Source organism: Actinacidiphila guanduensis (assembly GCF_900103985.1).
Lineage (GTDB): Bacteria > Actinomycetota > Actinomycetes > Streptomycetales > Streptomycetaceae > Actinacidiphila > Actinacidiphila guanduensis.
Genome location: NZ_FNIE01000028.1, coordinates 17,890 through 43,253, shown reverse-complemented (window position 1 = coordinate 43,253; position 25,364 = coordinate 17,890). Strand labels below are relative to the sequence as shown.

Genomic DNA, 25,364 nt, shown 5'->3' with positions numbered 1-25,364 from the left:
GATCTCAGCGTCGGCGGCCCTTGGGTGGCGGGTCCTCGCGGATGATGCGGCCGATGGCGTCCCAGTAGACGTCGGTCGGCTCGCCGCCGGGGTCCTTTACCGGGCGGATGCTGATGCGCGGGAGTCGACCAGGCAGGCTCCCAGACGCCCGCGCGGAGGACGAGCAGAAGAAGTCGTCGTTGTGGCGGCAGGGCCGGAGCCGATCAGGGGCGGCAGCCGGTTCTCAGTTCTCGTCGAGCAAGCCATGGTCGACGGAGTCCTCGGGGATTCCCTCCAGGCGTCGGGCTTGGTCGATCACGGTGGTCACCATCTGCAGGCTGCTGGTGCTCAGCCCATTTGCCCGTAGGGCGACCCTGCGCACGTCCGCGTCGCGCATCGCCGCGACGAGGCCGATCTCGGCCAGCGTCCGCTCGGCGGCCTCCTCCTCGAAGAAGTAGCTGGGGGTCACGCCGAAGAAGTCGGCCAGCGCGCGGACGGTGGCCATCTTCGGGTTCTCGTTCTTGCCCGTCCGGAGCTGCTGGATGGCGCTCGCGGTGATGGAGAAGCCCGTGGCCTCCCGGATCCCCTGGGACACCTCCGCGTAGGTGTAGGGCCCGCGTCCGGCCGGGTGCACCTCGCGGAAGAGGCGGTCGAGCAGGTCCGCCACGCTTCTCCGCTCCTGCTTCTCGGTCATCTTCGTCCCTCCGTCATGGCCCAGATTCTATCCACTCCGTTTGCGTGTGTGCGCCCGTCTGCCTCGAATGTCGACATCACAGTTGACGATGGGACGCAAATGCGGTGTACGTTTCCCTTGTTCGACGTCCAGAGCAGTGTTGCATGCCTGGTGAGAGCGGGTGCCAAGACGCTGGACTTGTGGCGAGGGCTCGCCCTATGGTTCTGGTCGCCGCGCAAGCGATCAAGGACCGACGAGGGAAGGGAGAGGAGGGGGAATGCGCGCAAAGGGGCTGTGACGGGCCGAAGACGAGACCGGCGCCCAGGAGGTACCAACTCCAAGGCGCCGGGCCGGCATCCAGAGGACACCGATTCACATCTCGCGGGCGGCGGGGCTTCTTGACACGAGACCGCCGCTCGCGCTCCTACGAACAACGGAGTATCGCATGCTCGCCACGCCGAGCGGAAGTCCGGCATGCCCGGACGCCGACCGTCCGCGCCGCCTCGCCGCCCAGCTCGCCGACATGATCCCCGGCGCGGCCGCCGTGCGCGTCAGCCTCACCAACCCGACGCAGACCTGGCCCGACCCGCACGCCGTCGCAAGGGATGCGGCGGGGAAGCCGGTGGAGCTGGGCCGGACGACCGCGAAGGTCGCGGCCCGCTGGATCCTGCGCGTCTGGCCGCAGGCCGACTGGACCAGGCCCCACACCTTCGACCTGGTCACCGCCACGCTCACCCGCAGCGACTTGGTCGCGGCAGGCCGGGGCCGCTGACGTGCCGCGAATCCGCTCCATCAAGCCCGAGACCTGGACGAGCGAGACGCTCGCCGAGGTCAGCATCCCCGCCATGGTCACCTTCCTGGCCATGACCAACATGGCCGACGATTGGGGTCGCCACCGCGACAACGCGGCCATCATCTTCGGCATCATCTGGCCTCTGCGCGCCGAGCACGGCGCGGTCCAGGTCGAGGACGACCTCACCCAACTCGAGAACGCCGGAGCGATCTGCCGGTACACCGGCTGCGACGGCAAGCGCTACTTCCACTACCCGACCTGGTTCAAGCACCAGAAGATCGACACCCCCTCCCAGTCCCGGCTTCCCGCGTGCCCGAAGTGCGAGCCGCAGCGGTGCGGGGTCTGCAAGGGCCCTTGCACTCAGCGAGCCGAGAACTCCCCGAAGGCTCCCGGAGACTTCCCGGAGGGTTCGGAGAACCTTCCCGGAACCCCCGAACCGCCCGAGCAGCCCACGCCGACCCGGCGGGCACCCGCCCGGACCGCCCCCGCGCCCGCCCAGGACACCGCCGGGACCGCCGACGGCACCCACCACAACGCAACCGAGAAAACCGCAGGTCAGACAGGATTCGCCGAAGCCTCCCGGAAGGCTCCCGGAAGGGTCGGGGAACCCTCGGGGTCTGGATCTAGGATCTCCGATCCTGGATCTTTCTTCCCTACGGGGCGCGATGCGCCCGACGAGGCCAGCGTCTCGGCGAAGGAGCTGATCGGCGAGTACGTCGCTTCGTGCCGGGAGCGCCCGCCCGGCGACGTGATCGGCCACCTCGGCGGCATCGCCAAGAAGCTCCTCGCCGAGGGCATCGCGGTGGAGCACGTACGGGCCGGGCTGCGGCGCTTCGCCGAGATCCAGGGCCACCCCTCGCGGCTGCCGAGCCTGGTCAACGACGCGATGAACGCTCCCGCCACCGGTTTGGCCCGTCTGGGATTCCGGCCTAACGTGCCCGCTCACACCGCGTGGACCAACCCCGTCGACGCCGCCACCGCCTACTCCGAGGAGCTGTGATGCGCACCCGAACCCGCGAACCGCAGACCCTCGCCGGGGCAGGCACCCTGGACCGCCTCGCCCGGATCCTGGCCGCCCGGAACATCGATCCGACCGCAGCCACAGCCGCCGCAGCCTCGGACGAGCCGGAGCCGTACGCGCCACTGGAGGCCCTGCGAGGCGCGATGGTGCCGCGCTACCGGGACGCGGTGGCCGACCACCCGCAGGTCCTGGCCTGGTGCCGGGAGGTCGCCGCACAGGCGGTCGCCCCGGGCCTGGGTGGGCGGCGGCAGGTGGCGACGGGGCCGTCGCTGCTGATGGCCGGAGTGGTCGGCGCGGGCAAGACGCACCAGGCATACGGGGCGGTGAAGACCCTGGTCGGGGCAGGAGTCGGGGTGCGGTGGCGGGCGACGACGGCGGCCGACTTGTACGCCGAACTGCGCCCCCGCACCGGGGTGGACACCGAGCGGGAGCTGGCGGCGGTGGCCCGGGTGCCGCTGCTGATCCTGGACGACCTCGGCGCGGCCAAAGCCAGCGAGTGGACCGAGGAGATCACCTACCGGCTGGTCAATCGCCGGTACAACCACATGCTGCCGACGTTGATCACCACCAACCTCGCGATCGGCGACCTGCGCGCGCACGTCGGCGACCGCGTCGCCAGCAGGCTCACCCAGATGACCACCCGGGTCGAGTTCGACCTGATCGACCGCAGACGCGCCCGCGCCGCCTGACCCCGCACCAGGCCGCTCCCGCCGGGCCCGCCCCCAGCGCGCCGCCCGCATGAAACCCGCCGACCAAGCACCTCCGCCGACGCCACCTGCGCGCGGAGGGCGATCGGAGCCCACGCACATGCCCAGCACGACGAACGGTCCCGCCCGCCACCGCTCGCGCGGCGACCAGACCTGGCGGTCCGAAGCCGTCTGCCAGCCCACCGACTACCACCGCGTCGACCCCGACCTCTTCTTCCCCGAGCCCGACGAGATGGACAAGATCCGCGCCGCCAAAGCCCTGTGCCACCAGTGCCCGGTCCGCCAGACCTGCCTGGACGCCGCCCTGGAGAACGCCGACACCCACGGCATCCGGGGCGGGCTCACCGAACAGGAGCGCGCCCCGATGCACACCCGGCTGCCACGCCGCCTGGACTACTCCCGCGTCAACGCCGCCGTCGCCGGCCGCGACATCCACCTCACCGCCGCCGAACGGCAGGCCGTCATCCACGCCGCCTACCGCCACGGCATACCCGCCCGCCGCCTGGCCTGGATCCTGAAGATCGACGAGGAGACCGCGCTGAAGCGCTACCGCGAAACCCGCCGAGCCCTCCGCCACCGCGACCTGGAACCCACCAACTCGGAGCCCGAGCCGGGCGAGAACGGCTTGGACCGCGACGACTTCGGGACGGCGGCGTGAACCCCGTCAACGCGCCGACGACGGCGCTCGTCACCGGCTGGGACCGCCTGGCCGTCATCGTCCTCGGCGGAGCCGGATGCGCCCTGTCCGCCAGCGCCCTGATGCAGATGGCTATCGCCATCCACATCCGACCCGCCCTGTGCTGGCTCTTCCCCCTGGTCGTCGACGGCTTCATCGCCTACGGCATCAGGGCCCTGCTGGTCCTGCGTAACGCCCCGCTGCGCGCCCGCCTCTACGTCTGGACGCTGGTCGGCACCGCCACCGGGGTCAGCGTGTGGGCCAACGCGCTGCATGCGGTCCGCCTCAACCAGGAGGGTGCCGCTGCCGGCGGGCTGCAGCTCGGCGACACGGTGGTCGCCTACCTGTCCACCGTCGCACCGCTGGCCCTGGCCGGAGCGGTACACCTCTACATCCTCATCGCCCGCGGCCCGGACAACCGCAGCGAACGCACCGACCGGGCTGACCGGCACGGTCACGATCAGGCCGGTCAGCGGTCACCACGCCCCCCTCGGGCTGGTGCCGGTCAGCCGGTCAGCGCGCTAACCGACCCGACCCGAGTGACCGGTGAGCCGCCTACCTCGCCGGTCCGGTCACTGACCGGGACGGATGACCCAGCGCACGACGGCCGCCCGGCGGCAGGCCATCGGGACACCGGCATCCGGGGAAAACAGGCCGCTGACCTGGGCGGTCAGCCGGACAGCGGCCCGGCGGTCAGTGACCGACCGGGCGCCACCGAGCCGGTCAGCACCCGCCCGGTCAGTCGCCCGACGGTCTCTGAACGGCAGGTCATTCCTGCTCCGGTCAGTGACCGCGAGCCCCGCAGAGCCGGTGACCGGCGCCCTGACCCGGACACCGAGGAGCTGCTGGCGATCGCCCGGTCAGCGGTCAAAGCGCAGGACAAGCTGACCCGGCAGGTCGTCGCGCAGGCCATCCGGGGCCAGCGGATCCCGCTGTCCAGCGACACGCTGACCGCGCTGATGGCCCAGCTCCGCGAGCAGCGCGACGAGCCGGTCACCACGTCCCGGGACTGACCCCGCACCACCGGATGGGGTGACCGGGCCGGACAACCCGGCCCGGTCACCCGCGCGGACAGCCACCTTCCGACTTCCCTCGACCGACTGGAGAGCACCATCATGCGCACCAACCCCGCCACCTCCGCCGAGGTGGAGACCTGGCTGGCCGTCCTGGTTCGGGAAGGCCACTTGTACCGCACCGAAGCAGTCGCGGACGCCATCTGGATCGTGCAGAAGGGCCGGCACAGCCGCCCGTGGACCCTGCACCACCCGGTCCTGGCGATGGACTTCATCGAGGACATCCTGCGCGAGGTCCACCAGCAGGAAGCGGAGCCGGGCCGGTGACCGCGAACGACCCGGCGGCCACCGCCCCGGGACAGGAGCGTGAGGTCAAAGCGGCCCGTGGGGCAGCAAGTTGTGGGGTAAGGAGTCCTTACCCCGCCTCCGCCCCGAAGGGGGCGGGGGCTTCTCGTTCGGCAGCAGGCCCGGGGGTGCCTGCTGCCGAACGGGAGGGCGGCCCAGGGGTGCCGGCGGGGGAGAAGCAACCGCCGTCACCATCGCCGTCGAGCGCTGCCGTCCGCGCAGCGCCGCGCCGCCGACTGCGCCAGAGCAGCCTGCGCCAGCACCGGATCTGCCCTCGCTTCAGCGACGACGAGTGGACGGCTGTCCAACAAGCCGCGCACGCCGCCGACCTCTCAGCCGGCGGCTACACCGCAGCCGCCGCCCTCGCCGCCGCATCCAGCGCCAATCCCACCGCCGCGGTTGCCGACTACCGGCGCGGCGTGCAGGAGCTGATGGAGTCCAACCGCCAGCTCGCCGCCGTCGGCAACAACCTCAACCAGGTGGCCCACTTCCTCAACGCCGGCGGGCAGCCCGCCACCGATCTGCGGAGGCTCCTGCACCGCATCGACACCGCGCTGAACGGCGTGGACGACGCGGTGGCCTGGCTGGTGCGACGGTGATCCCCAAAATCCGGTACGGCACCCGCAGCACATACGGGCTGGTCCGCTACCTGTTCGGTCCCGGCAAACGCGACGAGCACACCGACCAGCACCTGGTCGCGTCCTGGAACGACTATGCCCCCGACCCCGGCCGCAACCCCGACCACACCATTGCCCAGCTCGCCGCCCAGCTCGATCAACCAGTCAAGGCGATCGGTAACCGGGCGCCGGAGAAGACGTTCTGGCACTGCTCTGTCCGCGCCGACCCCGGCGACCGGCACCTCGACGACAACGACTGGGTGACCATCGCCCGCCGCATCGTGCGGGCTGTCGGTATCGCCCCCGAGGGAGACACCGCCGCCTGCCGGTGGGTCGCGGTCCGGCACGCCGATGACCACATCCACATCGCCGCCACCCTCGTACGGCAGGACGGCCGCCGCGCCGACCTGAAGTTCGACAAGCGCAAAGCCCAGGCCGAGGCCCGCCAGATAGAAAGGGACTACGGCCTGCGGCAGCTCAACCCGGGCGACAGCACCGCCGCCAAAGCCCCCACCAGCCAGGAACGCTTCAAGGCCGAACGCACCGGCCGGGACGAGACCCCGCGCGAGACGCTGCGCGAGGCCGTCCGCCAAGCCCTGGCCGGAGCCGCTGACGAGGCCGAGTTCTTCACCCGGCTGAAGGACAAGGGCCTGCGTGTCAAACCCACCCTCGGATCCTCCGGGGATGTCCTCGGCTACGCGGTCGCCCTGCCCGGCGACCGCAACGCCAAGGGGGAACCCATCTGGTTCGCGGGCTCCACCTTGGCCGCCGACCTCTCCCTGCCCCGCGTCCGACACCGCCTCGCCGGCGGCACCCCGGACCAGATCGTGTCGCAGCGAACCGGCGGCGCTCGGACCACCTGGTCGGCGCCCGCCCGGGGACGCCGAGCCGCGTCCGGAGTCGCCGAGCGTGCCATCGCTCCCCTGGGCAGCGACGACGACAGTGCGGCCGCAGCCCAGCTTGTCGGGATAGGGGAAGTCCTGGACGCCGTCGCCCAGACCTCCCCGGCCGCCACCCGCGCCGAGTTGGCCGCCGCCGCGCGCTCCTTCGAACGCGCCACCCGCAGCCACATCCGCGCCGAACAAGCCGACACCCGCGCCCTGCGCTCCGCAGCCCGCGGCATCATCCAGGCCGGCGGGGCGCTGGGCCGCGGGGAGGACGGCGGCGCCACCGCGATGCTGCTGTCCACCCTGGTCCTGGCCGCCATCGCCGCTGCCCGCTGGCACTCCGCCCGCGGACACGCTCAGCAAGCCGAAGCCTCCCGCCAGACCGCCGAGCACCTGCGCGCCGCCTACCGGAAGGCTGCCGCCGTGCCCCTGCAGGCCCTGCACACCCACGGCCGCACCCTGCCCGAAGACAAGCGCCGCAGCTACGAGATCACCATCCAGGCGGTACTGCCCCACCACCTCACCCGCACCGATAGTGAGACCCGGCACGACGCGCTGGCCGCCACCCTCGCCCAGGCAGAACAGGCTGGCTACGACCCCAAGGCCCTACTCCAACAGGCAGTTGACATGCGCGAACTCGACTCCGCGGAGAACGTGAACGATGTTCTGGTCTGGCGCCTGCGTCGCCTCGCCGACCTCCCGGCACAGCCTGGCCCCACCTCTCCACTCCCGAAGGGCAGCACCGGTCGCACTGTGCCTCCCGCTCGCCGACCGGGTGTCCACGGTGCGCCGCCCCCTGCGCCCCGTCCGGATACTCCGGACGCCCGAAACCGCCTGCCCCGCCGCTGATAATCCGGTCCGGCAGGCCCGTATTGGGCCTGCCGGACCGCCCGAATCCTCTGGACAACCGGTTCCACCTGCTGTTACGGATGAAAAGACAGGTGCAGAAACGGAGATGACGCTTGTGCTCAGAACCAACGACCACCGCGCAGAGGCACCGCCCGCTCCGCCTGCAGCTCCCGCCGGCAGCGACCCGCTGCTGCAACTCCAGCACGAACTCCAGGCTCCCACCGGCCCCCGCGCCTACCGCTACATTCGCCACCCACAGGAGCTGTCCCTGCGCGGCATCCCCGTGATGTGCACGGCCTGCCGAGCGCGACGAGACTGGCTCCTGATCAACCAGGGCCGCAACACCTGGATCCACTGCCGCTGCAACAACGAGTGGCACGAACCCGAGATCACCCGCGCCGCCTTCGAGGCGCTGACCCACCTCCCAGACACCACCACCTACGCCAGCGTGGAGGAGGGCGTGGCCGCCATGGGCTTCGACGGGAGCTTCACCGGCATCTACCTGGAGTAGCCGAGCAGGGTCGGCAACAGCGACGGAGCGCCACGGATCTTCCGGTGGGCGCTCCGTTGTCGTGGTCAGCCGCGGTCGCTGTTCTTGGGGAGTTGGCCCCGGTAGTCGCAGCCGGGGCAGGTCCGCGCCCTCAATGACAGCGGCGTGGAAAACTGCGTCCTTCCAGTCGGCCTCGCCGCTCTCCACGGAGGCGATGGCGTCGCCGACGATCACCCCCGGAGCAGCGGACTGTCCTCCGGCAGGACGGTCTAGCGGTGGTCGTCGATTTCGGTTCGATCCTCCGCAGCTTTCAGTCTACGTTGTGATGATGAATGAGGACGCTGACGGTTCGTTGCTCTCTTTGCCTGGAGACGTGGTTGAGCGGGTTGTCGCCGAGTTGTCGGATCAGGGCGAGAAGGCCGTGGCGGCGCTGCGGACTGCCGCTGTTCTGATCGCGCAGGCGTTGCATGATGAGACAGGTCTACGCTTCGCAGAGAGTGCCGCGTACAACCTGCGCGAGGCACTGGACGCGGTGGTCGTAGGTCGTACTCCCGTTCCCGGGGGGCTGCCCGTGGTCATCGAAGCTTGGGAACGGTTCGAGAGTGAGGTAGGTCAGCCAGACAACGACAACGCCGCGTCGCTGAACACCTTCGGCGCGGTGTTGCGCAGAGCGGCGGAGAGGCAGGACCGGAGTTCATACCACGAAGCGAAACTGTTGGGTTATCTTCGTGACAAGTCTGGTGTCGACCCCCTCCCCGGCGACCTCGATCCTATCCTGGAGTACAAGCGTCTTCGTAGGGCTACGAGCCAGGGATTGCATCGCAATACGGCGTTGGAATCAGTCACGGGATTCTATCAGCGGACTCTCGCCTGGTTCGTCCGTATGTTCACACCACCAGACACCATCGTGCTGACCCTTCGTGCTCTGGCCGTAGAACCATGGCGGGGACCTGAGCAGATCGTCCGTTTGCGGGAGTTGGCTTCGAACCCGCACCATCTTCGGTCGTTCTTTGCCCGTTTGCTTGACCCAGCCTGGCTTGATCCACTGTATGAGGCCGGCGCTGTACCGCTGCCTGAACCCGGGACGGCGTGGCCGGTGGAGGGCCTCCTGGTGGGGCTTGGTCGCACGAAGCCTGCAGCGGTGGCCGCGTTGGCACAGCGGCTGCTCGCGGACGCCAAACGGCTACCGGTCGAGCGGCAAGTAGATGTCCGTTTCCAGTTTCTCGTGCTGGCCGTAGGACTCGGGCCCGCTGGCAACAGGATCGTTGGCGATGTCATAACCGCGCACCCCGACAACAGGTCGGTACGATCCCTCGCGACCAGTGCCGTCGAGCGGTGCGACCCCACCGACCCGGTGGTCGAACGGGTGGGCAACGCCGTGCTCAGCAGCGGTCCTACGGACCGTGACGACTACTATTACCGGCGACTACTGGATAAGTTGGAATCCGGCATGACGCCGGACAACGCCGAGAAGCGAACCCGGATGGTCGCGGCCAAGCTGCGGAATTCCGCGCAGCAGCAAGGCGCCGAATGGATTTCCCTGGACATTGCCAGGCTGACCACGGGCCTGGCAGAGGACGACCGTTACTTCCTGGTTGTGGTTTCTCACTACCTCGCGCTGCTGGTGGCGCGAGCGCGTGAACTCGGTGTGCCGAGCCGGCGGCTGCTCGACTGGGTCACCGAGATACCCGGCAAGGCCGGCGAGCGACTCACGTGCCGCGTTCTGGCAGTGGCCGACGACATCCCAGTCGAAGACAAGATCGAGCACGTGACGCGCCGCCTTGTGCGCCAAACGCCCACCGGCGATGACCAGGATCTCGTTGACGCCGTCATCGCCGCCAACCCCGACCCAGCCCAGCTTGCCGTATGGGCCGACGCGCTCGGATCACCGTCGGATCCACCCGCCGATCCGGACCTGCTGCCTGAAGACTGGGGGCGAGCCTGGCGATGGTCGGCGATCCTGCCTAAGCAGGTGCTCACAGGGTGGGAGGGGCCGATCGCAGCGGTTTCTGCGCTGCATGGCCAGATCGACCCCGAGGCATTCGGCCGCAGGCTCGCGCCTCCACACGGGCCCTGGGGCCAATCGCCGCACAGCCAAGCAGAACTGGCGGCTCTGCCCGTACTCGACGCCGCCCGCCTGGTCGCCGGATGGCGTCCTGATGCTGACAGCAGCCGAAGAATGACCGGCGCTCGCGAACTTGCCACTGTCCTTGAAAGTGTCGTTGCTGCAGAGCCACAGGATTGGACGGAAGATGCGGCAACCGTGGTCGAGACGCTGCGTGAACCCCTCTATGTGCTGCACTACTTCACCGCACTCACCGGAAAGGCAGGGGCAATCCTCTCCCGGACCGGGAAGATCATCATGGCTGCCCGCTACGCCACGACGGAGAGATGGACACCGGCGGTTCTCGGCAACGACAGGTTCGATTGGGAGCCCGATTGGCTACAGGCCGACACGGCCGTGGTTGATTTGATCACCGCACTGGCCGATCAAAATGCGCCCTTCGCTGAGCACCTCGACACCGCATGGTCGTGGGCAATGGCCCCCATTGGTTCACCAGCAGGCGCCGGCGGCTCGACGGCCGAAGACCCTCTCCACCGGGCGATCAATTCTCCCCGCGGACACGGGCTGCAGGCCGCTCTTTCGCTCGCCCACTGGGAATACCGCAACCTCAACACGATTCGACCCCAGTTCTTCGAAGTCCTCGATAGCCTCCTCCGGATAACCGGCCCGGTCGGCATGGAGCACCGGGCGATCCTGGCCTGGCAGCGCTCACGTCTGGAACTCATCGCCCAAGACTGGCTTGACCGAAAAGCCGACGCACTGTTCCGTGACGACGACCTCGGGCCAGCAACCGTAGACCTCACACTCAAATACGGTCGACCCTTCACACCGTGGCTGCATCTGAATCTGCGCGACGACATCATTGCTGCGGCACTCCGGGGCACCGAGAACGCAGTGCCGAGCCTGCTCACAGGGACCCTTAACGGCGAACCAGGCTATGACATCCACTCAATCATCACAGCCTTGCGCAATGATGTCGCCGTCCTGAGCAGCGCCGCCGAGGAGATGGCATTCCTGGTGCAGAACAGCTCCGCTGATACACCTCAGCTTGACCTGGCGGTCGAGTTCTGGCGGTCCCTACTCGACGCTAACCGCGCCGTAGTACCCATACAGGTACTCCGCAGCACCGGGCGATGGGCCTTCGTCTCGGGCCTCACCGACAGTACCTGGTCGTCCCTCACTGTCCGCACGCTCATTCTCACTGAGGGGACGATCGACTATGCCATCGAGGTCGCAGACCGCTGCGCGACCGTCCCGATCCCTGGAGACAGCACTCGAATTCTCCTGCTGCTTCAAGGTCGTGGGGAGCCCTGGGAACAGCACCATATCCGAGGCGTGGCTATTAATGCATTGCGAACCCTTAGCGCAAGTCGCGCCGATCAAAACTTTCTGGCACTGCGCACCCGACTGATCGAATTGGGTCATGACGAAGCGGCCGATCTTAAACCGTACGGAAGCTGACGAGGCAGCTTCCGGCAGCACTCGTACTTTGCGGGTTTGGATCGCGCTGAGCGGCGAGACCGCCCCTTGCTGGTGGGCACGGGGCGGCCTTCTGAGGTGCTGGTCGGAGAGTCCGTCAGGTGTCGGCCAACCGGTTGGACAGGTCGAGGGCGGCGGTTGCGTCCGCGAGGGCCTGGCACAGGCCGGTGACCTCGTAGAGGGTGGGGCGGACCAGGTCGGGCCAGTCGTCGTCGGCGGCGGGCCAGCGGGCGAGCAGTACCTCGGCGGTGGCAAGGCTTAGGTGGGCGTGGACGGTCCAGCCCGCTCGGGGGGCGGGTTCCCAGATCAGGCGGATGCGGCCGAGGGGGAGTCTGGTGGCGGGCATCGGGAGCCAGACCACGTCGAGGGGTCCGCCGGGGTAGCCGGAGATGCGGCGGACGAGTGCGCCGCCGGTGCCGGTCGGCATCGGCCGGAGGGCGAGGGTGCGCAGCGGCAGGCTGCCGGAACGGTCGGGTGGGATGGGGATGTGTTCCTCCGGGGCGGTCGGGGGTCAGGCCCAGGACAGGAGGTTGCTGACTCCGGTGGGGAGGTAGCCCTCCTGCCCGTCCTCGGCGAGGTACACCAGTCCGTCGCTGACGACGACGTTTGTGCCGAGGAAGTGAGCGAAGGGGAAGTCGGGGTTGACGGCGATGCGGATCTTGAGAGTGGGGTCGAGATCCTGGAGTTGGCTGAGCAGGTAGCCGACGGTCAGGTCGTGGGGCACGAGAACCTCCGAGAAGCGGGATGCAAGCGGGGGTCGAAGTGGCGTGGTGGAACGTCAGCGCATGTTGGAGGGGAGAACGTCGCGCAGCAGCGGGCCCGCCGCTGTCCGGTGGGTGGTGAGGTGTCGGCGGCGGGACTCGTTTCCTTTGCCGGATTCCCGGATCTGCCATTGCCCGCAGGAGCAGACCGCCTGGCTGTAGGCGCGGCCGGGGCACTCGGGGTGAGGCGGCTTGCCGGAGCTGGTGCGCCTGCGCTCGGACGGGCACAAGGTGTCGTTGGTGTGGTGGTTGGTCAGCGGTGAGCAGGCGCGGTCCGGTCAGGGCCGGACCGGTGGTGGATCAGCGGTCGACGTGGCTGGTCAGTGCTTCGAGGAATCCGGCGACGGCCCGGCTCGGCACGTCCGGGCCGAACTCCTGCGCTCAGGGCTGCGCGTCGGCCTCGGCGGGGGTGGCCCGGACGGTCCAGACGGTGCCGCGCCGCCACGCAGCGGGGTCCTCCGGTAGCCAGCCGACGTAGACGCGCCCGTCCGGGCTGCTGCAGTGCACGTTGGCCTCCGGGGTGTCCACCAGCGCCCAGCCGCGCTTGCTGATCAGGCTGAGGACCGGTTCCGCGCTGCCGTCGCCGGCCAGGGAGGGGTGTTGCGCGACGGCGGGGCGGGAGAGGGCGGGCGGGTTGCTGCTGGTGGTGTTCAAAACGGGATTGTCCCTTCGTTGACCTGCGGGTTTTCCCGACATCGGTACGTTGACATGCGGTGTGCCGAAGTACGTAGTGCTTCGCGGAGGGATCGCGTCTGCCGTGGGCGAACTGCACCCGGTCCAGGGGGAACCGGCTGCCGGGAATGGGTCGGGGTCGCCGGTTGTCCCAACTGGGTTGCGGCGCACGGCCGTACGAGGCCGGAGGGGGAAGCGCATGGTGGAGCAGGGCAGTAGACGCGGGCACGGGGCCGGGCTGGAGCGCAAGATCCGCAGCAGCGGGCGGGCGTGGACGGTCGGCGACGTCGTGATGGTCGCCGACGGGCAGTGGGCTGTGGGCCTTTCCGCCCCGGCGGATCGGGAAGAGGACATGGTGGCGGAGCGCCGTGCGGCTGACGGGCGGCGCGTGGAGATGACGGTGGAGGAGCTGGCCCGCGTGATCGGCGCCCGGTTCGGGGACGCCGACCGCGACGACACAACCGACTGAGTCTCAGGTCTCCTTGGCGGACGTGGCGGCGGTGCGGGCCGCTGCGTTCTGGTCTGCGATGTCCGCGGCGAGCCGGAGCACGGCGCCTGCGGCGGGGTGTCCGAGCGGAGCCGCGGTGATGACCTGGCGGATGAGCCGGAAGGCAGCGTGCGGGCTCCATCCGAGCTGGCTGTCGGGTTAGGGCTGGTGCCCGTCGTCCATCCGGACGAGGTCGCGGCGGAGGCGGCGCAGCGCGGTGATGTCCGTGGTGGGGCGCGGAGTGGTGCGGACGGCCTCGATGGCGGCGTCGAGGAGCTGGCGCAGCGCGGGGTAGGCGGGAGCCCATGAGGCGGGGCGTTCGATGGGCACGGGGAAGTCCTCCTGGTGGTCGTGGTCTTCGGACGGTGCGGGTCGACGCCGTGGTGTGTGGCGGCTGGGCGGACCGCCGGGGCGTTGATCGTCGGGCAGTGCTTCTCCACCGCGTGCTGAGGCGGTGGACCATCGCTGGCGGGGTCCGGCTCTCGGCCTGGCGGCAGCCGGCCGCAGCGCGGCGAACGTGTGCGCGACCGTGATACCCGGCGTCTGCGCTGGGCCTCCTTCCGGCGATGTCTCTGAGCCGTGCAGGGGTTACCGGCGGGGCTTGTCGGCGGCCACCACCGGTCCGACAGGAGCCGAAGCGGAGGGCTGGCCGGGCGACGAGCCCGGCGTGCGGGGTGCCTGCACGGAGCGGGCGACAGCGGCCTGGGCCAGGCGGATTGCCGGAGTGCGATCTGCGGGCCGGGCGGCTTCGCGGGCGTCGATGATGGAGCTGATGGCCTGCAGGCGGGCTTGGCTTTCGGCTTGGGCGACTCGCAGATCCGCCGCCGCCCTGGTGATCCGTTCCAGGTCGTAGAAGGCCGGCACCTGGCCGGGCCCGGTCATGGCGTGCAGGCGGTCCTGATGCACGACGACCGCGTTGGAGGAGACGACGAGTGCCGAGCGGATATGCATTGCTGCGCGCAGCATCGGGTCCTGGACCGGGCGTTGGAGCGCGAGGGCCTCCAGGTCCTCGATGGGGCGTCCCCAAGCTTTTTCGATCATCGCGGTGGCCTGGTCGAAGACTGCGGGGTCGGACACGGATGAACTCCTCTTATCTGAAGGGGTTTGGGTCAGCGGCCCGACCTTGGCGCTTGCAGGTGCTGCGGAGTGGGGGCCTGGCCGGGTGGTTCCGGTGGCCAGGGTGAGGGCGGAGCAGTGGCGCGGGTACTCGCGGCACTGCTCTTCGGCGGGCTGATCGGCCGTGGCTTCCGCCCGTGTCAGCGGCGGTGAGCCGGGCTCTGCAGGGTGGCCGGCGGGCTGACCCGGGAAGTGTGCTGGGAGTTGTCCGTGGGGCTGGTCGGGATGCCGGTGCGGCTGCGGGCGGCGCGGACGCGGAGGTCGGCTGCTGTCTGCGGGTTGCGGGTGGCGCGCTGCAGGGCCTGGGTGACCGCGGTGCGGCGTACGTCCAGTGGTGTGGGAGTGCGCGGGGCTGCGGGTGCGGGCGGGTGGAGGGGGGTGAGCGTGATCAGGTGCTCCATGCTCCGGTTGATCGTGTGGCCTTCGCGGATCACCGGGGTGGGGTCGGTCATGGCGGCTGCGGTGGCGGCGATCAGGTGGGAGGGGGTGCGTGAGCTGAAGATTGCCTCGGCGCGCGTGCCCCAGCCGGGGGGCCCGGCCCACAGCGTCACGGCCTCGTCGTCGCTGCGGTAGCGGCTGTTGTCGATGAATGCGCCGGCCTGCCCGTCGGGGGCGACGATTTCGACGGTGCCGCGTTCGGCCGCCTCGCGGGTCCAGCCGGCCTCGGTCAGCGGCTGGATGTCGTCGCCCCAGTACATGGATCGGTGGGCCAGGAACCGGCCCTCGCTCCGGGTGGCTTCGGCCTGGGCGTAGCCATTGGCCAGGGCGCTGGTGAGGCCGGCGACGATCTCGGCCGGGGTGACGTGGTTGAACGTCGCGGTCCAGCGGGGTGCGGAGACGGCGTCTGGGGATGCGGTGATCTTCCACAGTTCGTAGTCGTCGCCGAACCAGCCGATGCGGATGCGTCCGTCGGGCGAGGTGACCAGGAGTTGGCAGGGGCCGTCCTCGAAGTGGTGGTGCGGCCAGTGCGCGACGGGAGCGAAGCCGGCGTCGCCGGTCCCGTCGGATCCGGCGAGGTAGCGGGGGCTGACGAGGTAGCCAGCCCACGGATCGAAGGGGGTGTGCGGCATGGGGGTGCTCCTCGGACGGGTCAGCGGCGCCTGACGGCCGCGTGCGTCTCCAGACGAGGGCTGGTGAAGCACAGCCCGCCGTCGGTGATGGCTTTGCCCCAGCCGCGGGTGTCATCGAGGGGGTCGTCGATGGTCGCGGATGGTCGCGGTGTCGCCGGCCCCTGCCAGGTGGACGGGGCTGACCAGGAGTGGCTGGTCGTCGGGCTGCTGCGTGCTCATCAAGACGTGCGCCAGGGTGGGGTGGGGCCCGCGCGCCGTCTGCAGCGACGCGCGGGACAGGGCTCGGCGGGAGGGCGGTTCTGGTTCTGGGATCCATGGGCGTCACCTGTTGCGGGAGGGGGAGGACTGCGCGGTGATGGTGGCCGGCACCCGCGGTTGCGGGACGTGGGCGTGGCTGAACAGGCCGCTCGGCGCGACAGGGCTGCGGCGCAGGGCGGCTGCGGTGCGTATGCCGTCGGGGCCGGGCGGGTCCGTGCGGTGGGTGCGGGTGGCTGTAACCACAGGAACCACGGGAGCGGTGGGCCGGGTTGAGGCGGTGGGGTCGATCCAGTGCTCGATGGCGGCGTAGACGGGGCCCAGGGCGCGGCCGGCGGCGGTGAGCATGTAGGGGTCGCCGTGCCGGGGACCGGTGCGGGTGACCAGGCCGTCGTCGGTGAGACGGACCAGGCGCTGGCGGGTGTAGGGGTCATCCAGGCCGACCGCTTCGGACAGGTGCACGAACCGCATGGGCCCGGCGTCCAGGGCCTGGATCACAGCGGTCGTGTGACGCAGGTGTAGCCGGCGCATCGCGTCCTCGACGCGCTCGGCACCGGCCACACCGCCTGGCGAGAAGTGGAAGTGGTCGTGGGACCAGAGGGACAGGGCCTGGTGGACCGGGGTCAGCGATGTGCCGAATCCGCTGAGCTGGAAGGGGGCGCGGAAGCCTGCGCCGCGGGTCACGAGGCCGTCGGAGTGCATCTGGGCCAACCGCTTGCCCACGAGCTGCTCGCTGACGAAGGGCAGTTGACGGGCGATCTCCCGTACCCGCATCGGCTGGTGCTGCTGGGCCAGGGCCTGCACGACCCAGTTGGTCCACTTCGGTGAGATCAGGGACAGCGCGTCCTCGACGCGCTGGGCGCGGGCGGCGCCGGTCTGCGAGGTGCCGACATGGGCGAGGGTGGACATGGCGTACTCCGGAAGGTCGAAAGAAGGAGGTGGCTGGTCAGCGGGCGCGCTCGGCGCGGAGCTGCTGGAGAACGGCACCGAGGCGGCGGTTGCTGATGTGGATGGCGCGCTCGCGCAAGGCCAGGCGCAGAGCGTCGCGGGTCAGGCGCGGCAGGCAAGCGGCAGCCTGACGGGCGACGTCCATCACGTCCCGGTCTTCGACGGCGCGACCGGGCCGCTGTGACGGTGGGAGGCGGCATGCAGCGGGCTCGTCGAGCAGCAGCCGGACGTCGAGGAGGTCCCACAGCGCTTCGGCCTGGGACTGCTCCTGCTGTTCCAGGCGCATGAGTTCGGCGATGTGGGGGCGCAGGTGGTCATCCGGGGAACTGCCGTCGGCGACGGCCCTCTGCACGGTGCTGTGCAAGGCGCGGCGGGTTGCGCGGCCTTGCTCGCTGGTCTGCTCCAGTTCGGTCAGGCGGCGCAGCACGATCGGCAGGAGGGGATCGGCGCAGCGGTGCTGGGCGACCTCGCCCTGCAGGTGCTCCAGCGCGCGGCCGTAGCGGTGTTCGACCAAGCGGCGGGCGTGGAGGGCGGTGGTGGGCATGGGTGTTTCCTTCGTTCTGGTCAGCGGGAACGGGTCGGGTTCGTGTGACCGGCAGGGCCGGCAGCAGGGGGTTGTGCCGGGGGCGAGGGGAGGACGTTCGGGGTGCTGCGGCTGAGGGCGGCGGTGGTGCGCGGGTCCTGGGCGCTTGCGGCACGGAAGGCCGTCTCCCCGGAGCCGGTAAGGGAGAGCTGCTGGCCGAAGTTCAGCGAGGTGCTCTCGTCCCGCTCGATCCAGCCCCGCTCCTGCATCGCCTCCACCGTCGCGATGGCGATCCGCGCACCCGAGCCGGTCTCCACGCGCAGCCCCGACCGGAAGGCGAGCTCTTTCAGCAGCACTCGGCCGTGCTTGATCTCCTCCAGCGCGAGCAGCTCTTCGTGGCTGGGGAGGGGATCGACAGCGTGGCTCGAACTGTCCGCTGTCGCTGTGGGGATGGCGACGTCATGTGTGGCGGGCCCGGGGGCGGCGGCGACATCGTCGACACGCTGCAGAGCTGCTTGGCCCCGCGCGGTCAGCGACAGCAGCTGCCCTTGCGTGGGCGTCGTGGTGGTGTCGAGGTCGAGCAGGCCGTCGGCGAGCATCCGCTCGACAGTCTGCGCCCAGATGGGGACCAGGACGCCGGTGCCGTCGGAGAGATACCGGTCCTGCTCGGACAACGCGCTTTGCTTCAACCGCAGCCCGCCGCGGTCAACCGCGCGTAGGGCCTGAATCTGTCGATCGCCGGCGATGGCCCAGTCGTCGCTGCCGCCCGGTGCGTCTTCCGCCGTTCGCTCCAGTTCAGGGCCGAGCCCCTGGGCTGCTGTGCCGGCGGCTTCGGGAAGCAGCAGCCGGTAGCCGGCTACTGCTCGGGCCAGCTGCTGGTAGGCGGTATCCCTGCGGGCCGCCAGGAGTTCGAGCTGCGGGCCGGCGGAGCCCAGAAGCGCGTAGGAACCGCGTATCTGCGTGGCCTTGCCCTGGGCGATCGGTTCGAGTTTCTCGATTGCTGCCTGGGCGGCGTGGGTGAGGTCGGCGTGCAGGTCGTCGGTCTCGTGCGCGGCAGTGGCTACCAGCCTGCCCACGATGTCCAAGGGACTGCGCAGCGGGTGGCGGTCGCTGAGTTCCCAGGGGTCTTCGACACCGAGTTCGGCTGCGACCAGGTGCGCGCCGGGGCGGACGGAGGGGTCGTGGGGGTTCACCGGGCCGCCTCCATCCGGGTCAGCAACGTGCGCACCAGCGTCGGCAGGCTGTCCGGCCCTTCGCCGATCCGCAGGTGGCCGCCTGCTTCAGCCAGCACGTATGCCGCGTCCTCGGCCAGGCCGCTGGCGATCTCCATGCAGGCATCGGTGATCCGGGCCGCGGCCAGCAGCGACTGCGACAGCACATCCACGTATTCGCTGGATGTCAGCCCGGCGGACTCGGCGGCGGCGCGGATAGCCGCCAGCTCCAGCACGCTGAAACCGAAGCCCGATTGCGCCGTTTCCGCCGTGCCGTCCTCCGGGGGCAGCAGCGGGGCGAGGGCCGGATCGGGCGACGCGTCGGGGATGCCGACCTGGGTGCAGATCCGGTCGACGGTGTCGGTCAGCTCCGCCAGGGATTCGGTCAGCCATCCCAGGGCGGAGGCGTAGGAGGCCAGCGTGAACAGCCCGGCCGGGGTGCTGGGCAGCGGCTCTTCCAGGAACCCTTCGAGTCGGCCGGTCAGCTCGTCGACCACGACGGGGCCGGCGGCCAGTGCACCGAGCACAGGGTGCAGATAGGAGCGGGCGGCCGGAGTCGGGTACTCGGCGGTCAGGACCCCGGCGATGCTGTGGGCGGCGCCCGTGAGCAGGTCGGCCAGCTCGGGACGGGACAGCTCGGTGCGGTCGGTGGTCATCGGACGGCCTTTCGGCTAGTGGCGGTTGTGCTGGTGCTGTAGGCGACCGAGGCGGCCGGCGAGCTGGGGGTGAGGCTGGCGGCGTGGGGGGAGCGGGAGTTGGCGGCGCGGATGCGGGCCGCGGTCGCCGGGTCGGGCGGCGGGGCCTGGGTGCGGCCGGTGCGGTGCTGGGCGGTGCGGTAGACCGCGTAGTCGGCGCGGGGGCCGGCGGCGACCAGGTACACCTCGCGTTCGTGCCGGGAGGTGTCTGGTGCGGGCCGGAACTGGACGACGAGGCGGTGGCTGGCCCAGTCGGTGCCCATGCCGAGGACGACCTTGTGGAAGCCTTCGAGCCGGCCCTCCAGGCGCTTGGCGACGCGTTCGCCGTTGACGAGGGCCTGCAGGTGCAGCAGGGCCTGGTCGCGGATGGGTTCGGGCAGGTTGCGCAGGTCGGCGAGGGCGTCGGGGTGGGCGGCGAAGGCGCGGCGGGGCAGGCTCACAGCGACCGCCCCCGGTTCACCGGCTGAATGCTGGGCGGCGGCACGGCGTGGGGGCTGCGGCTGCCGGGTGCTGCGGGCGCGCTGCGGGCGCGGGCTGCCGAGACACGCTGGACCGGCGGGCCTTCCGGCGCGGGCGGGAGGGGTTCGGTTCGGTCTGCCAGCCACGCGAGAGCCGGTTCCGTGTCGGGGAAGGCTCCTTCGCGGAGCGTGTACGTGCGCATCTCCAGATCGCCCTGTTGGAGAAATACCCGCACCGGTGCGTGGGTGGCGGCGGTGTCGCGGACCAGCGTCCAGGCGTCGCAGGCGTCGTCGAGGTCTTCGTGGAAGACCTGGATGAGGTCGTACCGCCCCGAGTCGGCGCGGATCTTGTCCTCGACGAGCCCCGTGGCGGCGTCCGCGGGCCGGGCGCGGTCGTTGCCGATGACGCCGACCGCTTCGAGCGGGGCGCCGCGGTCGGCGAGCCACCGCTGGGCGAAGGCGATCCCGGTGTGGGAAGCGGTCTCCATGGCGAACGTCCCGTGGTCCGGGAACCGGTGGACCGCAGCGGTGCGTATCTGCGGTTTGGGGTCGTACCAGGTCGCCGTTGTGTCGTACATCAGCAGATAGCTGGCGGTGTCGGTGTGGTGGTCGACCACGGTGCTCAGCTCGGCCGCCAACAGGTCGGCGAGGATCTGCTCGGTAGACGGGTCGGCAGCCGTGTGGCCGGCGACACGGAAGTCGGGGGCGCTCATCGTGACCGCCCCGGCCCCGGCTGCCGTACTGGGCTGGTGGACTGCGACGGGAGGGTGTCGAGGCCGCAGACCGTGGCGCGGGGGGCGCTGGTGGAGCGGGCGTGCGCGACGCGTGTGCGCAGGGCGGCGGTGTGCTCTTCGGGCGGGGGTGGCAGTGGGCCGTCGCGGTTGCCCAGCCACGTCCAGGCGGCGCCGTGGTCGGCGAAGGCGCCTTCACGCAGGGTGTAGGTGAACGTCTCCCGGTCGGACTGTTCGAGGAAGACCCGGACCGGCTTGTCGGCCGCGTGGGTGTCGCGGACGATGGTCCAGGTCTCCCACGGGCCGTCGTAGTCCAGGGTGTGGGTCTCCAGGACCTCGTAGCGCTGTCGGCCTTCGCGGATCTTCTGCTCGAGGCGGCGGGTGGGCTCGTCGGCGGGTGCCATGAAGTCGTCGGGCAGGGCGATCTGTTCGGGCGGGCAGCCGTGCTCGATCAGCCATGCCTGCGCGAACGGCACCTGGGCGTGGCGGGTCTGCTCCAGGGTGAAGGTGGCCGAGTCGAGGTCGCGGACGGCCCTGATTGCGATGAGCTGGGGTTCTCCGGGCGGGCCCCAGGTCGTGGTGCGGTCGTGTGCGAGGACGTAGCTGTGCGACCCGTCGGGTGTGGTGCGGTAGTGGGCCAGGACGTCGAAGTCGTCGGGCCACAAGATCTCCTGGGCTTGCGCGGATGCGCGGTCGGCGGGCTTGAGGCCGTCCAGGGCGAGGTCGAGCCGCTCGTCGCCTGCCGCGGTCACAGGGCACCACCGGGTGCTGCGGGGGCGGGGGTGGCGAGGACGCGGTGGGTGGGCCGGGCCGGGGTGGTGGTGCAGGCGGCGAAGGGGCCGTCGGGGGCGCGGAGTTGGGCCAGGGCGTGGTCGAGGTGGTCGCGGTGCCAGACCGAGGGCCCGGCAAGGCCGGCCTCGGCGTCGGTGAGCTGCTGCCAGGCGAGCCAGAGGGCGTGCAGGCGGGCGACGGCTTCGGGGTGCTCGTGCCACTGTTCGCACCACGGGCGGGTGGTGCTGATCTCGCGGCCGTAGACGGGCAGGAGCAAGTAGTGGACCCAGTCGGTGAGGGCGGCCAGCTCGGTGGCGTACTTCTCGCCGCCCAGGGCGAGGATGAACACGCTGGCCGGACCGCTGTCCGGGGTTGCTTCGGCGGCCGCGGCGTCGGGATCGGTGCTGTCGCCCGGTTCGGCATCGGGAGGGGTGTCGGGTTCGGAGCCGAGGCGGTCGAGGATGACGCCGTGCTGGCGGACCTCGGCCATGGTCGCGGCCAACGTGCTGGCCAGATCGCCGAGATCCTCGTCGGCGATGCGGAAGGGCTCGGGATCGGGTTCGGGGGTGGTCGTGGTGGGTTCGGACATTGCGCTTCCAGGGGGAGGGGTGAGCAGGGTGGAGGCGGTGTGCGCGGGGACGGGGTTCTTCTGGAAGCCATGGCGGTGCTCCTGGGGGAGGAAGTGAACGTGGGGAAGAAAATGCGGAGGATCGGCGATTTGGCCGGTCCGGGAAATGGCGGTAGTGCGGCTAGAGCCACGTGCAGCGGGGGCAGCGCGGGAACGGCGGAGCCAGCAACTGCACTGCTCGGGCCGCCTGTTGGGGGATGACGCCGTTGCCGAGCGCGGTGAGCTGAGCGGGCCGGCCGAGTCCGGGTGTCGCGGTCACCCAGCCCGCGGGCAGGCCCTGCATCCACTCCACGAACTCCGCCCGCAGCCGCCCGGCCGCGTCGGTGGGTGGCGGCGCGGGGCGGGTGAGGGTCTCCCATCGGGTGATGGCGGCGCCGTATGGTCCCCAGCGTCCGTTGGGCGCTCGTCGTTCGGGGCGGTGTCCGCCCACAGGGGCAGGACCACTGCCAGCAGTGGCGGTCGCCGGCTCTTGCCCGGATGTCGTCCCGGGGTGCCGGTGTCGTCGGCCCTGGGGGTGGGCAGCAGCGAGGCCGCTGCCGAGGGGAGGGTGAGGTCGCCGTTGCCGTGCCGCTGGTTCGGTGAGCCCTTGATCCCGTCCGACGCCTTCGGCGTCGGCAGCAGCCACTCCACTTCGTCGGCCAGGTTGGGGCCGTGGCCGCCGCTCTTCCTCTTCGCCGGATGCTGGGAGCCGCCGTTCGAGCCGATGTTGGATGTCGGGGTCTTGAGCAGTGGGTCCGGTGGGCCAGGCGGTGAGGAAGGTGCGCTCGCGCCTGTGTGGGGCTCCGATGTCGGAGGCGCGTAGCACGAGCCAGCGTGCGTCGTACCCGATGTCGGCCAGGGAGCCGAGTACGGCACCAAGTGCCCGCAGAGCAGGCTGGGCTGGGTCGTCTCCCAGACACCACGGGCAGGGTTCCACGTCGCCAGGGGAACCGGCGGGGGAGGTGAGGAGTCCTCGGACATTCTCGATCACCACCAGGCAGGGCCGGAGGGCTTCGACCGCACGGGCCACGTGCAGCCAGAGCCCCGAGCGGGTTGCGGGGTTGAGTCCGGCGCGGCGGCCGGCGACCGAGACGTCTTTGACACGGGAAGCCCGCGGTCAGCACGCACACCCGGGGCACGCCGGTCCAGTCGACCGCGGTGATGTCGCCGTAGTTGGGGACGCGTGGCCAGTGGCGGGCCAGGATCCGCGCGGCGTCGGGGCTGGTCTCGGCGTGCCAGGCCACGCTGCCGCCGAGGGCGGCTTGGACGCCGAGGTCCAGGCCGCCGTATCCGGAGCAGAGACTGCCGATCGCAGGCCCGGTGGACAAGCGGGCGGACATGTCAGCGGCCCTTCGCGCCGGCCGTTGCGGCGGGGAGCGCCGAGGCGGCCGCAACGGCGGGAGCGGTGGCGCTCTGCCCAGGACCGGGGATGTGCGGGGATCGGGCGAGGGCAGTGGCCTGCGCACGAGTGGGCGGTGGCGCCAGTTCGGTGGCTGCCAGGCGCAGTTCCCCGGTCACCGTGTCCAGGATTTCGTCGGCGGCCTCGCAGCAGCCCGTGATGATCTCATTGGCTTGTTGGCCTGCGGCGGCAAGAACCACTGCGTTGTCGCTTGCGGCGGGGTGGGTGGTGAAGTTGAAGAACGCGATCTCGGCTTGTATGCGCCCGAGTTCGGTCATGGTCTCGCCCAGCGGCGCGAGGGCGTCGCTGTATGCCTGGACGGCCTTCGCCGATCCCACGGACAACGGAAGGTTCGCCAGGCGGCGGTTGACCTCGTCGCCGACGGCGGTGGTGATCTCGGCCAGGGTGCGGACGTGAGCGCAGATGCGCGTCAGGTGCGGGATGGCAGGGGCAGGAAGCAGGTCGCGCAACTGGAACTGAAGGCGCTCGACCTGGCTGGCCGTGTCGAACAGGGCCAGGGCCTCGGTGATGCTGGGCATGATCAGGATCCTCCAACGGGGGTTCGTGGTGGGTTATGGCGCGCGGTTGGCGAGCCCGGGGTCCGGGCTGCGGGTGACGCGTCAGCGGCTGCGCATCGCGGTGGGCAGGGTGAGGTGCTGGTTCACGGGCGGCTCCGGGCGGGCGTGCGTGCGGCCCTTGCGACTGAACTCCCCGCTGGTGCGGGTTGGTGCGAAGGGGAGGACGGGGTGCTGCGGGCGCGGGCGGCCCGGATCTGTGCGGCAGGCGGGCCAGCGGCAGGTTCGCCACCGGCCGGGGCTGGTGCCGGGGCGTGGGTGCCGGTGGCCCAGCGCTGTCGTACGTCGTCAAGCACGCCGAGGGCGGCCAGGGCCTGGTTGATGAGCTGGCCGGGGGCCACCGCGTCGCTGGCGGCCAGGTCGCGGATGGTGTGGGCGGTGGCGGCGGCGGTTCGCAGCACAGAGGAGCGGGCGATCTCTTCGCCCAGCCACTGCGCGCTGCCGGGGCCGATGCCGTCGCAGATGGCGGTGATCTGCTCGCCGGTGACGGTGCCGTCGGTGAGCAGGCCGCGCCGTTGGGCTTCCCAGAGCAGGGTGATCTGGTCGATCGGTTCGCCGCGGTGGTGGAGTGCGCCCAAGCACCTGTACAGCTCGCCGTGCGCGCGGTCGGCGAAGTCCTGGGGCCGCAGCCAGCCGACGACCTCCTCCATGCCCGTCGGCCGTTCGGTCAAGGCGGCCAGGAGGAGCTGCTCGTTGTCCGCGACCGTCCCGGCCTCGGCCGGAGCCGGGCTCGCCGGAACAAGGAGGGTCGGCGCGGGGCTGGCGGGGCGGGGCCCGGTGCCCCAGCGCCGGGCGAGGTCCTCGAGTACCGCGGCGAGCACGTCCGCGTGGTGGAGGGTGTTGTCGGCCTCGCCGCGGACCGCGTCGGCGCGGGCGATCTGGTGCAGGCGCACCGCGTGCTCGGTCACCGTGCGGTGGATCGCGCCCTCCAGCACCATCCGTCCGTAGACGGGGGCGTGTTCGGGACGGGGGCAGGCCGAGACCAGGACGTGTGCGTAGACCATGGTCAGGCCGCGGGTGTGCTGTCCGGCTTCGGCGACGGCGTCGCTCACCCACTCCGGCGGCACCGTGCCGTCGGCGGCCAGCGCCGGCTGTCCCTGGGCGCGCATGTGGCGCAGGGCGGCGAACAGCGCCTGGTGGGCGGGCCGGTAGAAGTGCTCAGGCTCGAGCCAGTCGAGATGGTCGAGCTGGCCGGGGTCGAGCAGGACCGCGCCGAGCAGGGCCTGCTCGGCGTGCAGCAGCGGCCTCATCGCCGCCCCCAGGGATGCGACGGAAGCGGGGGTAGGGCGGCGACGGCATGGTCGGCGGCGGCCATCGCCACGGCGAAGCGGTCCAGCTCGGCGGCGAGCGCCCGGTCGGCGGGCGCGGTGCCGCTGCCGGCGGTCAGCAGCCACCGGCCGCCGCGCCGCTGGACCGGCAGATCACCGAACGGCCGGGCGAGGCAGGAAACGGAGGAGGACATGGGCGCTCCAGCAGGCAGGAAAGGGGAAG

Annotated in this window: 30 protein-coding genes and 2 pseudogenes; 11 read left to right on the top strand and 21 right to left on the bottom strand. The window is 70.9% G+C overall.

Translation table 11 applies throughout. The features are described from left to right. Nucleotides 1-223 precede the first annotated feature (223 nt). On the bottom strand, nucleotides 224-673 hold the full coding sequence (locus tag BLR33_RS33640) for a helix-turn-helix domain-containing protein (protein WP_093788739.1): 450 nt from the start codon (nucleotides 671-673) through the stop codon (nucleotides 224-226). 424 nt (nucleotides 674-1,097) lie between these two features. Here BLR33_RS33640 and BLR33_RS33635 point away from each other — a divergent pair, with 424 nt between their 5' ends. The 10 genes from BLR33_RS33635 to BLR33_RS33590 all read left to right on the top strand — a co-directional run bounded on the left by BLR33_RS33635 (nucleotide 1,098) and on the right by BLR33_RS33590 (nucleotide 11,576). Beyond that, nucleotides 1,098-1,424: a transcriptional regulator gene (locus BLR33_RS33635; RefSeq protein ID WP_093788737.1), complete on the top strand. Its 327-nt coding sequence runs from the start codon at nucleotides 1,098-1,100 to the stop codon at nucleotides 1,422-1,424. 1 nt (nucleotide 1,425) lies between these two features. After that, complete coding sequence (locus tag BLR33_RS33630; RefSeq protein ID WP_093788735.1) at nucleotides 1,426-2,445, top strand: hypothetical protein; 1,020 nt, start codon at nucleotides 1,426-1,428, stop codon at nucleotides 2,443-2,445. Beyond that, on the top strand, nucleotides 2,445-3,155 hold the full coding sequence (locus tag BLR33_RS33625) for an ATP-binding protein (RefSeq protein ID WP_093788733.1): 711 nt from the start codon (nucleotides 2,445-2,447) through the stop codon (nucleotides 3,153-3,155). The genes BLR33_RS33630 and BLR33_RS33625 overlap by 1 nt, the downstream gene beginning before the upstream one ends. Nucleotides 3,156-3,273: 118 nt before the next feature. Then, the gene (locus BLR33_RS33620; RefSeq protein WP_093788731.1) at nucleotides 3,274-3,831 is read left to right on the top strand and encodes a WhiB family transcriptional regulator; all 558 of its coding nucleotides are present in this window, start codon (nucleotides 3,274-3,276) and stop codon (nucleotides 3,829-3,831) included. Further along, nucleotides 3,828-4,862, top strand: coding sequence for a DUF2637 domain-containing protein (locus BLR33_RS33615; protein ID WP_093788729.1), 1,035 nt, complete (start codon nucleotides 3,828-3,830; stop codon nucleotides 4,860-4,862). Before BLR33_RS33620 ends, BLR33_RS33615 begins: the two co-directional genes overlap by 4 nt. A 102-nt stretch (nucleotides 4,863-4,964) precedes the next feature. Continuing rightward, nucleotides 4,965-5,189 carry a hypothetical protein gene (locus BLR33_RS33610; protein WP_093788727.1) on the top strand — a complete coding sequence of 75 codons (225 nt, stop codon included), beginning with the start codon at nucleotides 4,965-4,967 and terminating at the stop codon, nucleotides 5,187-5,189. Between the two features lie 146 nt (nucleotides 5,190-5,335). Further along, nucleotides 5,336-5,806 carry a MobC family plasmid mobilization relaxosome protein gene (locus BLR33_RS33605; protein ID WP_245771847.1) on the top strand — a complete coding sequence of 157 codons (471 nt, stop codon included), beginning with the start codon at nucleotides 5,336-5,338 and terminating at the stop codon, nucleotides 5,804-5,806. Further along, complete coding sequence (locus tag BLR33_RS33600; protein ID WP_093788723.1) at nucleotides 5,803-7,560, top strand: relaxase/mobilization nuclease domain-containing protein; 1,758 nt, start codon at nucleotides 5,803-5,805, stop codon at nucleotides 7,558-7,560. The genes BLR33_RS33605 and BLR33_RS33600 overlap by 4 nt, the downstream gene beginning before the upstream one ends. Before the next feature lie 106 nt (nucleotides 7,561-7,666). Then, on the top strand, nucleotides 7,667-8,071 hold the full coding sequence (locus BLR33_RS33595) for a hypothetical protein (protein ID WP_093788722.1): 405 nt from the start codon (nucleotides 7,667-7,669) through the stop codon (nucleotides 8,069-8,071). A 307-nt stretch (nucleotides 8,072-8,378) separates the two neighbouring features. Beyond that, nucleotides 8,379-11,576 (top strand): hypothetical protein, encoded by a 3,198-nt coding sequence (locus tag BLR33_RS33590; RefSeq protein ID WP_218136759.1) that lies wholly within the window; start codon nucleotides 8,379-8,381, stop codon nucleotides 11,574-11,576. 115 nt (nucleotides 11,577-11,691) lie between these two features. Here the strand turns inward: BLR33_RS33590 and BLR33_RS33585 are convergent, their stop codons facing one another. The 3 genes from BLR33_RS33585 to BLR33_RS33570 all read right to left on the bottom strand — a co-directional run bounded on the left by BLR33_RS33585 (nucleotide 11,692) and on the right by BLR33_RS33570 (nucleotide 13,009). Beyond that, entirely contained in the window at nucleotides 11,692-12,021 is a 330-nt protein-coding gene (locus BLR33_RS33585; RefSeq protein WP_093788720.1) for an esterase, read from the bottom strand. 84 nt (nucleotides 12,022-12,105) lie between these two features. Continuing rightward, complete coding sequence (locus BLR33_RS33580) at nucleotides 12,106-12,318, bottom strand: hypothetical protein (protein ID WP_093788718.1); 213 nt, start codon at nucleotides 12,316-12,318, stop codon at nucleotides 12,106-12,108. Between the two features lie 418 nt (nucleotides 12,319-12,736). Further along, nucleotides 12,737-13,009: a DUF317 domain-containing protein gene (locus BLR33_RS33570; protein WP_245771846.1), complete on the bottom strand. Its 273-nt coding sequence runs from the start codon at nucleotides 13,007-13,009 to the stop codon at nucleotides 12,737-12,739. Between the two features lie 217 nt (nucleotides 13,010-13,226). Between BLR33_RS33570 and BLR33_RS33565 the strand changes: the two genes are divergently transcribed. Next, nucleotides 13,227-13,496 (top strand): hypothetical protein, encoded by a 270-nt coding sequence (locus tag BLR33_RS33565; protein WP_093788711.1) that lies wholly within the window; start codon nucleotides 13,227-13,229, stop codon nucleotides 13,494-13,496. 177 nt (nucleotides 13,497-13,673) lie between these two features. Here BLR33_RS33565 and BLR33_RS35515 read toward each other — a convergent pair whose 3' ends face one another. The 17 genes and pseudogenes from BLR33_RS35515 to BLR33_RS35510 all read right to left on the bottom strand — a co-directional run bounded on the left by BLR33_RS35515 (nucleotide 13,674) and on the right by BLR33_RS35510 (nucleotide 25,335). Then, entirely contained in the window at nucleotides 13,674-13,844 is a 171-nt protein-coding gene (locus BLR33_RS35515) for a hypothetical protein (RefSeq protein WP_176930767.1), read from the bottom strand. 258 nt (nucleotides 13,845-14,102) lie between these two features. Further along, nucleotides 14,103-14,591, bottom strand: coding sequence for a hypothetical protein (locus tag BLR33_RS33560; protein ID WP_245771845.1), 489 nt, complete (start codon nucleotides 14,589-14,591; stop codon nucleotides 14,103-14,105). Nucleotides 14,592-14,770: 179 nt separating this feature from the next. After that, entirely contained in the window at nucleotides 14,771-15,700 is a 930-nt protein-coding gene (locus tag BLR33_RS33555; protein WP_093788709.1) for a DUF317 domain-containing protein, read from the bottom strand. Nucleotides 15,701-16,021: 321 nt separating this feature from the next. Then, nucleotides 16,022-16,864: a winged helix-turn-helix transcriptional regulator gene (locus BLR33_RS33550; RefSeq protein WP_093788707.1), complete on the bottom strand. Its 843-nt coding sequence runs from the start codon at nucleotides 16,862-16,864 to the stop codon at nucleotides 16,022-16,024. A gap of 37 nt (nucleotides 16,865-16,901) precedes the next feature. Next, nucleotides 16,902-17,447 (bottom strand): hypothetical protein, encoded by a 546-nt coding sequence (locus tag BLR33_RS33545; RefSeq protein ID WP_093788705.1) that lies wholly within the window; start codon nucleotides 17,445-17,447, stop codon nucleotides 16,902-16,904. 20 nt (nucleotides 17,448-17,467) lie between these two features. Continuing rightward, nucleotides 17,468-18,619 carry a hypothetical protein gene (locus BLR33_RS33540; RefSeq protein WP_093788703.1) on the bottom strand — a complete coding sequence of 384 codons (1,152 nt, stop codon included), beginning with the start codon at nucleotides 18,617-18,619 and terminating at the stop codon, nucleotides 17,468-17,470. Then, a complete protein-coding gene (locus BLR33_RS33535; RefSeq protein ID WP_093788701.1) occupies nucleotides 18,616-19,293 on the bottom strand; it encodes a hypothetical protein in 678 nt (225 codons plus the stop codon). The genes BLR33_RS33540 and BLR33_RS33535 overlap by 4 nt, the downstream gene beginning before the upstream one ends. Then, complete coding sequence (locus BLR33_RS33530) at nucleotides 19,290-19,772, bottom strand: hypothetical protein (protein WP_107408946.1); 483 nt, start codon at nucleotides 19,770-19,772, stop codon at nucleotides 19,290-19,292. The genes BLR33_RS33535 and BLR33_RS33530 overlap by 4 nt, the downstream gene beginning before the upstream one ends. Next, nucleotides 19,769-20,503: a hypothetical protein gene (locus tag BLR33_RS33525; protein WP_093788699.1), complete on the bottom strand. Its 735-nt coding sequence runs from the start codon at nucleotides 20,501-20,503 to the stop codon at nucleotides 19,769-19,771. Before BLR33_RS33525 ends, BLR33_RS33530 begins: the two co-directional genes overlap by 4 nt. Beyond that, on the bottom strand, nucleotides 20,500-21,273 hold the full coding sequence (locus BLR33_RS33520; protein WP_093788697.1) for a hypothetical protein: 774 nt from the start codon (nucleotides 21,271-21,273) through the stop codon (nucleotides 20,500-20,502). The genes BLR33_RS33525 and BLR33_RS33520 overlap by 4 nt, the downstream gene beginning before the upstream one ends. Beyond that, the gene (locus BLR33_RS33515) at nucleotides 21,270-21,881 is read right to left on the bottom strand and encodes a DUF4913 domain-containing protein (RefSeq protein WP_093788695.1); all 612 of its coding nucleotides are present in this window, start codon (nucleotides 21,879-21,881) and stop codon (nucleotides 21,270-21,272) included. Before BLR33_RS33515 ends, BLR33_RS33520 begins: the two co-directional genes overlap by 4 nt. Nucleotides 21,882-22,041: 160 nt before the next feature. After that, nucleotides 22,042-22,212, bottom strand: a complete 171-nt coding sequence (locus tag BLR33_RS36615; RefSeq protein WP_245771853.1) for a hypothetical protein — start codon at nucleotides 22,210-22,212, stop codon at nucleotides 22,042-22,044. A 504-nt stretch (nucleotides 22,213-22,716) separates the two neighbouring features. Next, nucleotides 22,717-22,935, bottom strand: a pseudogene (locus tag BLR33_RS36860) (DNA cytosine methyltransferase); the annotation flags it as partial. Between the two features lie 121 nt (nucleotides 22,936-23,056). Beyond that, nucleotides 23,057-23,239 (bottom strand): annotated as a pseudogene (locus tag BLR33_RS36855) (DNA cytosine methyltransferase); the annotation flags it as partial. 1 nt (nucleotide 23,240) lies between these two features. Next, complete coding sequence (locus BLR33_RS33505; RefSeq protein WP_093788693.1) at nucleotides 23,241-23,837, bottom strand: hypothetical protein; 597 nt, start codon at nucleotides 23,835-23,837, stop codon at nucleotides 23,241-23,243. A gap of 122 nt (nucleotides 23,838-23,959) precedes the next feature. After that, the gene (locus tag BLR33_RS33500) at nucleotides 23,960-25,123 is read right to left on the bottom strand and encodes a DnaB-like helicase N-terminal domain-containing protein (RefSeq protein ID WP_176930765.1); all 1,164 of its coding nucleotides are present in this window, start codon (nucleotides 25,121-25,123) and stop codon (nucleotides 23,960-23,962) included. Continuing rightward, on the bottom strand, nucleotides 25,120-25,335 hold the full coding sequence (locus tag BLR33_RS35510) for a hypothetical protein (RefSeq protein WP_176930763.1): 216 nt from the start codon (nucleotides 25,333-25,335) through the stop codon (nucleotides 25,120-25,122). The genes BLR33_RS33500 and BLR33_RS35510 overlap by 4 nt, the downstream gene beginning before the upstream one ends. Between the last annotated feature and the right edge of the window lie 29 nt (nucleotides 25,336-25,364).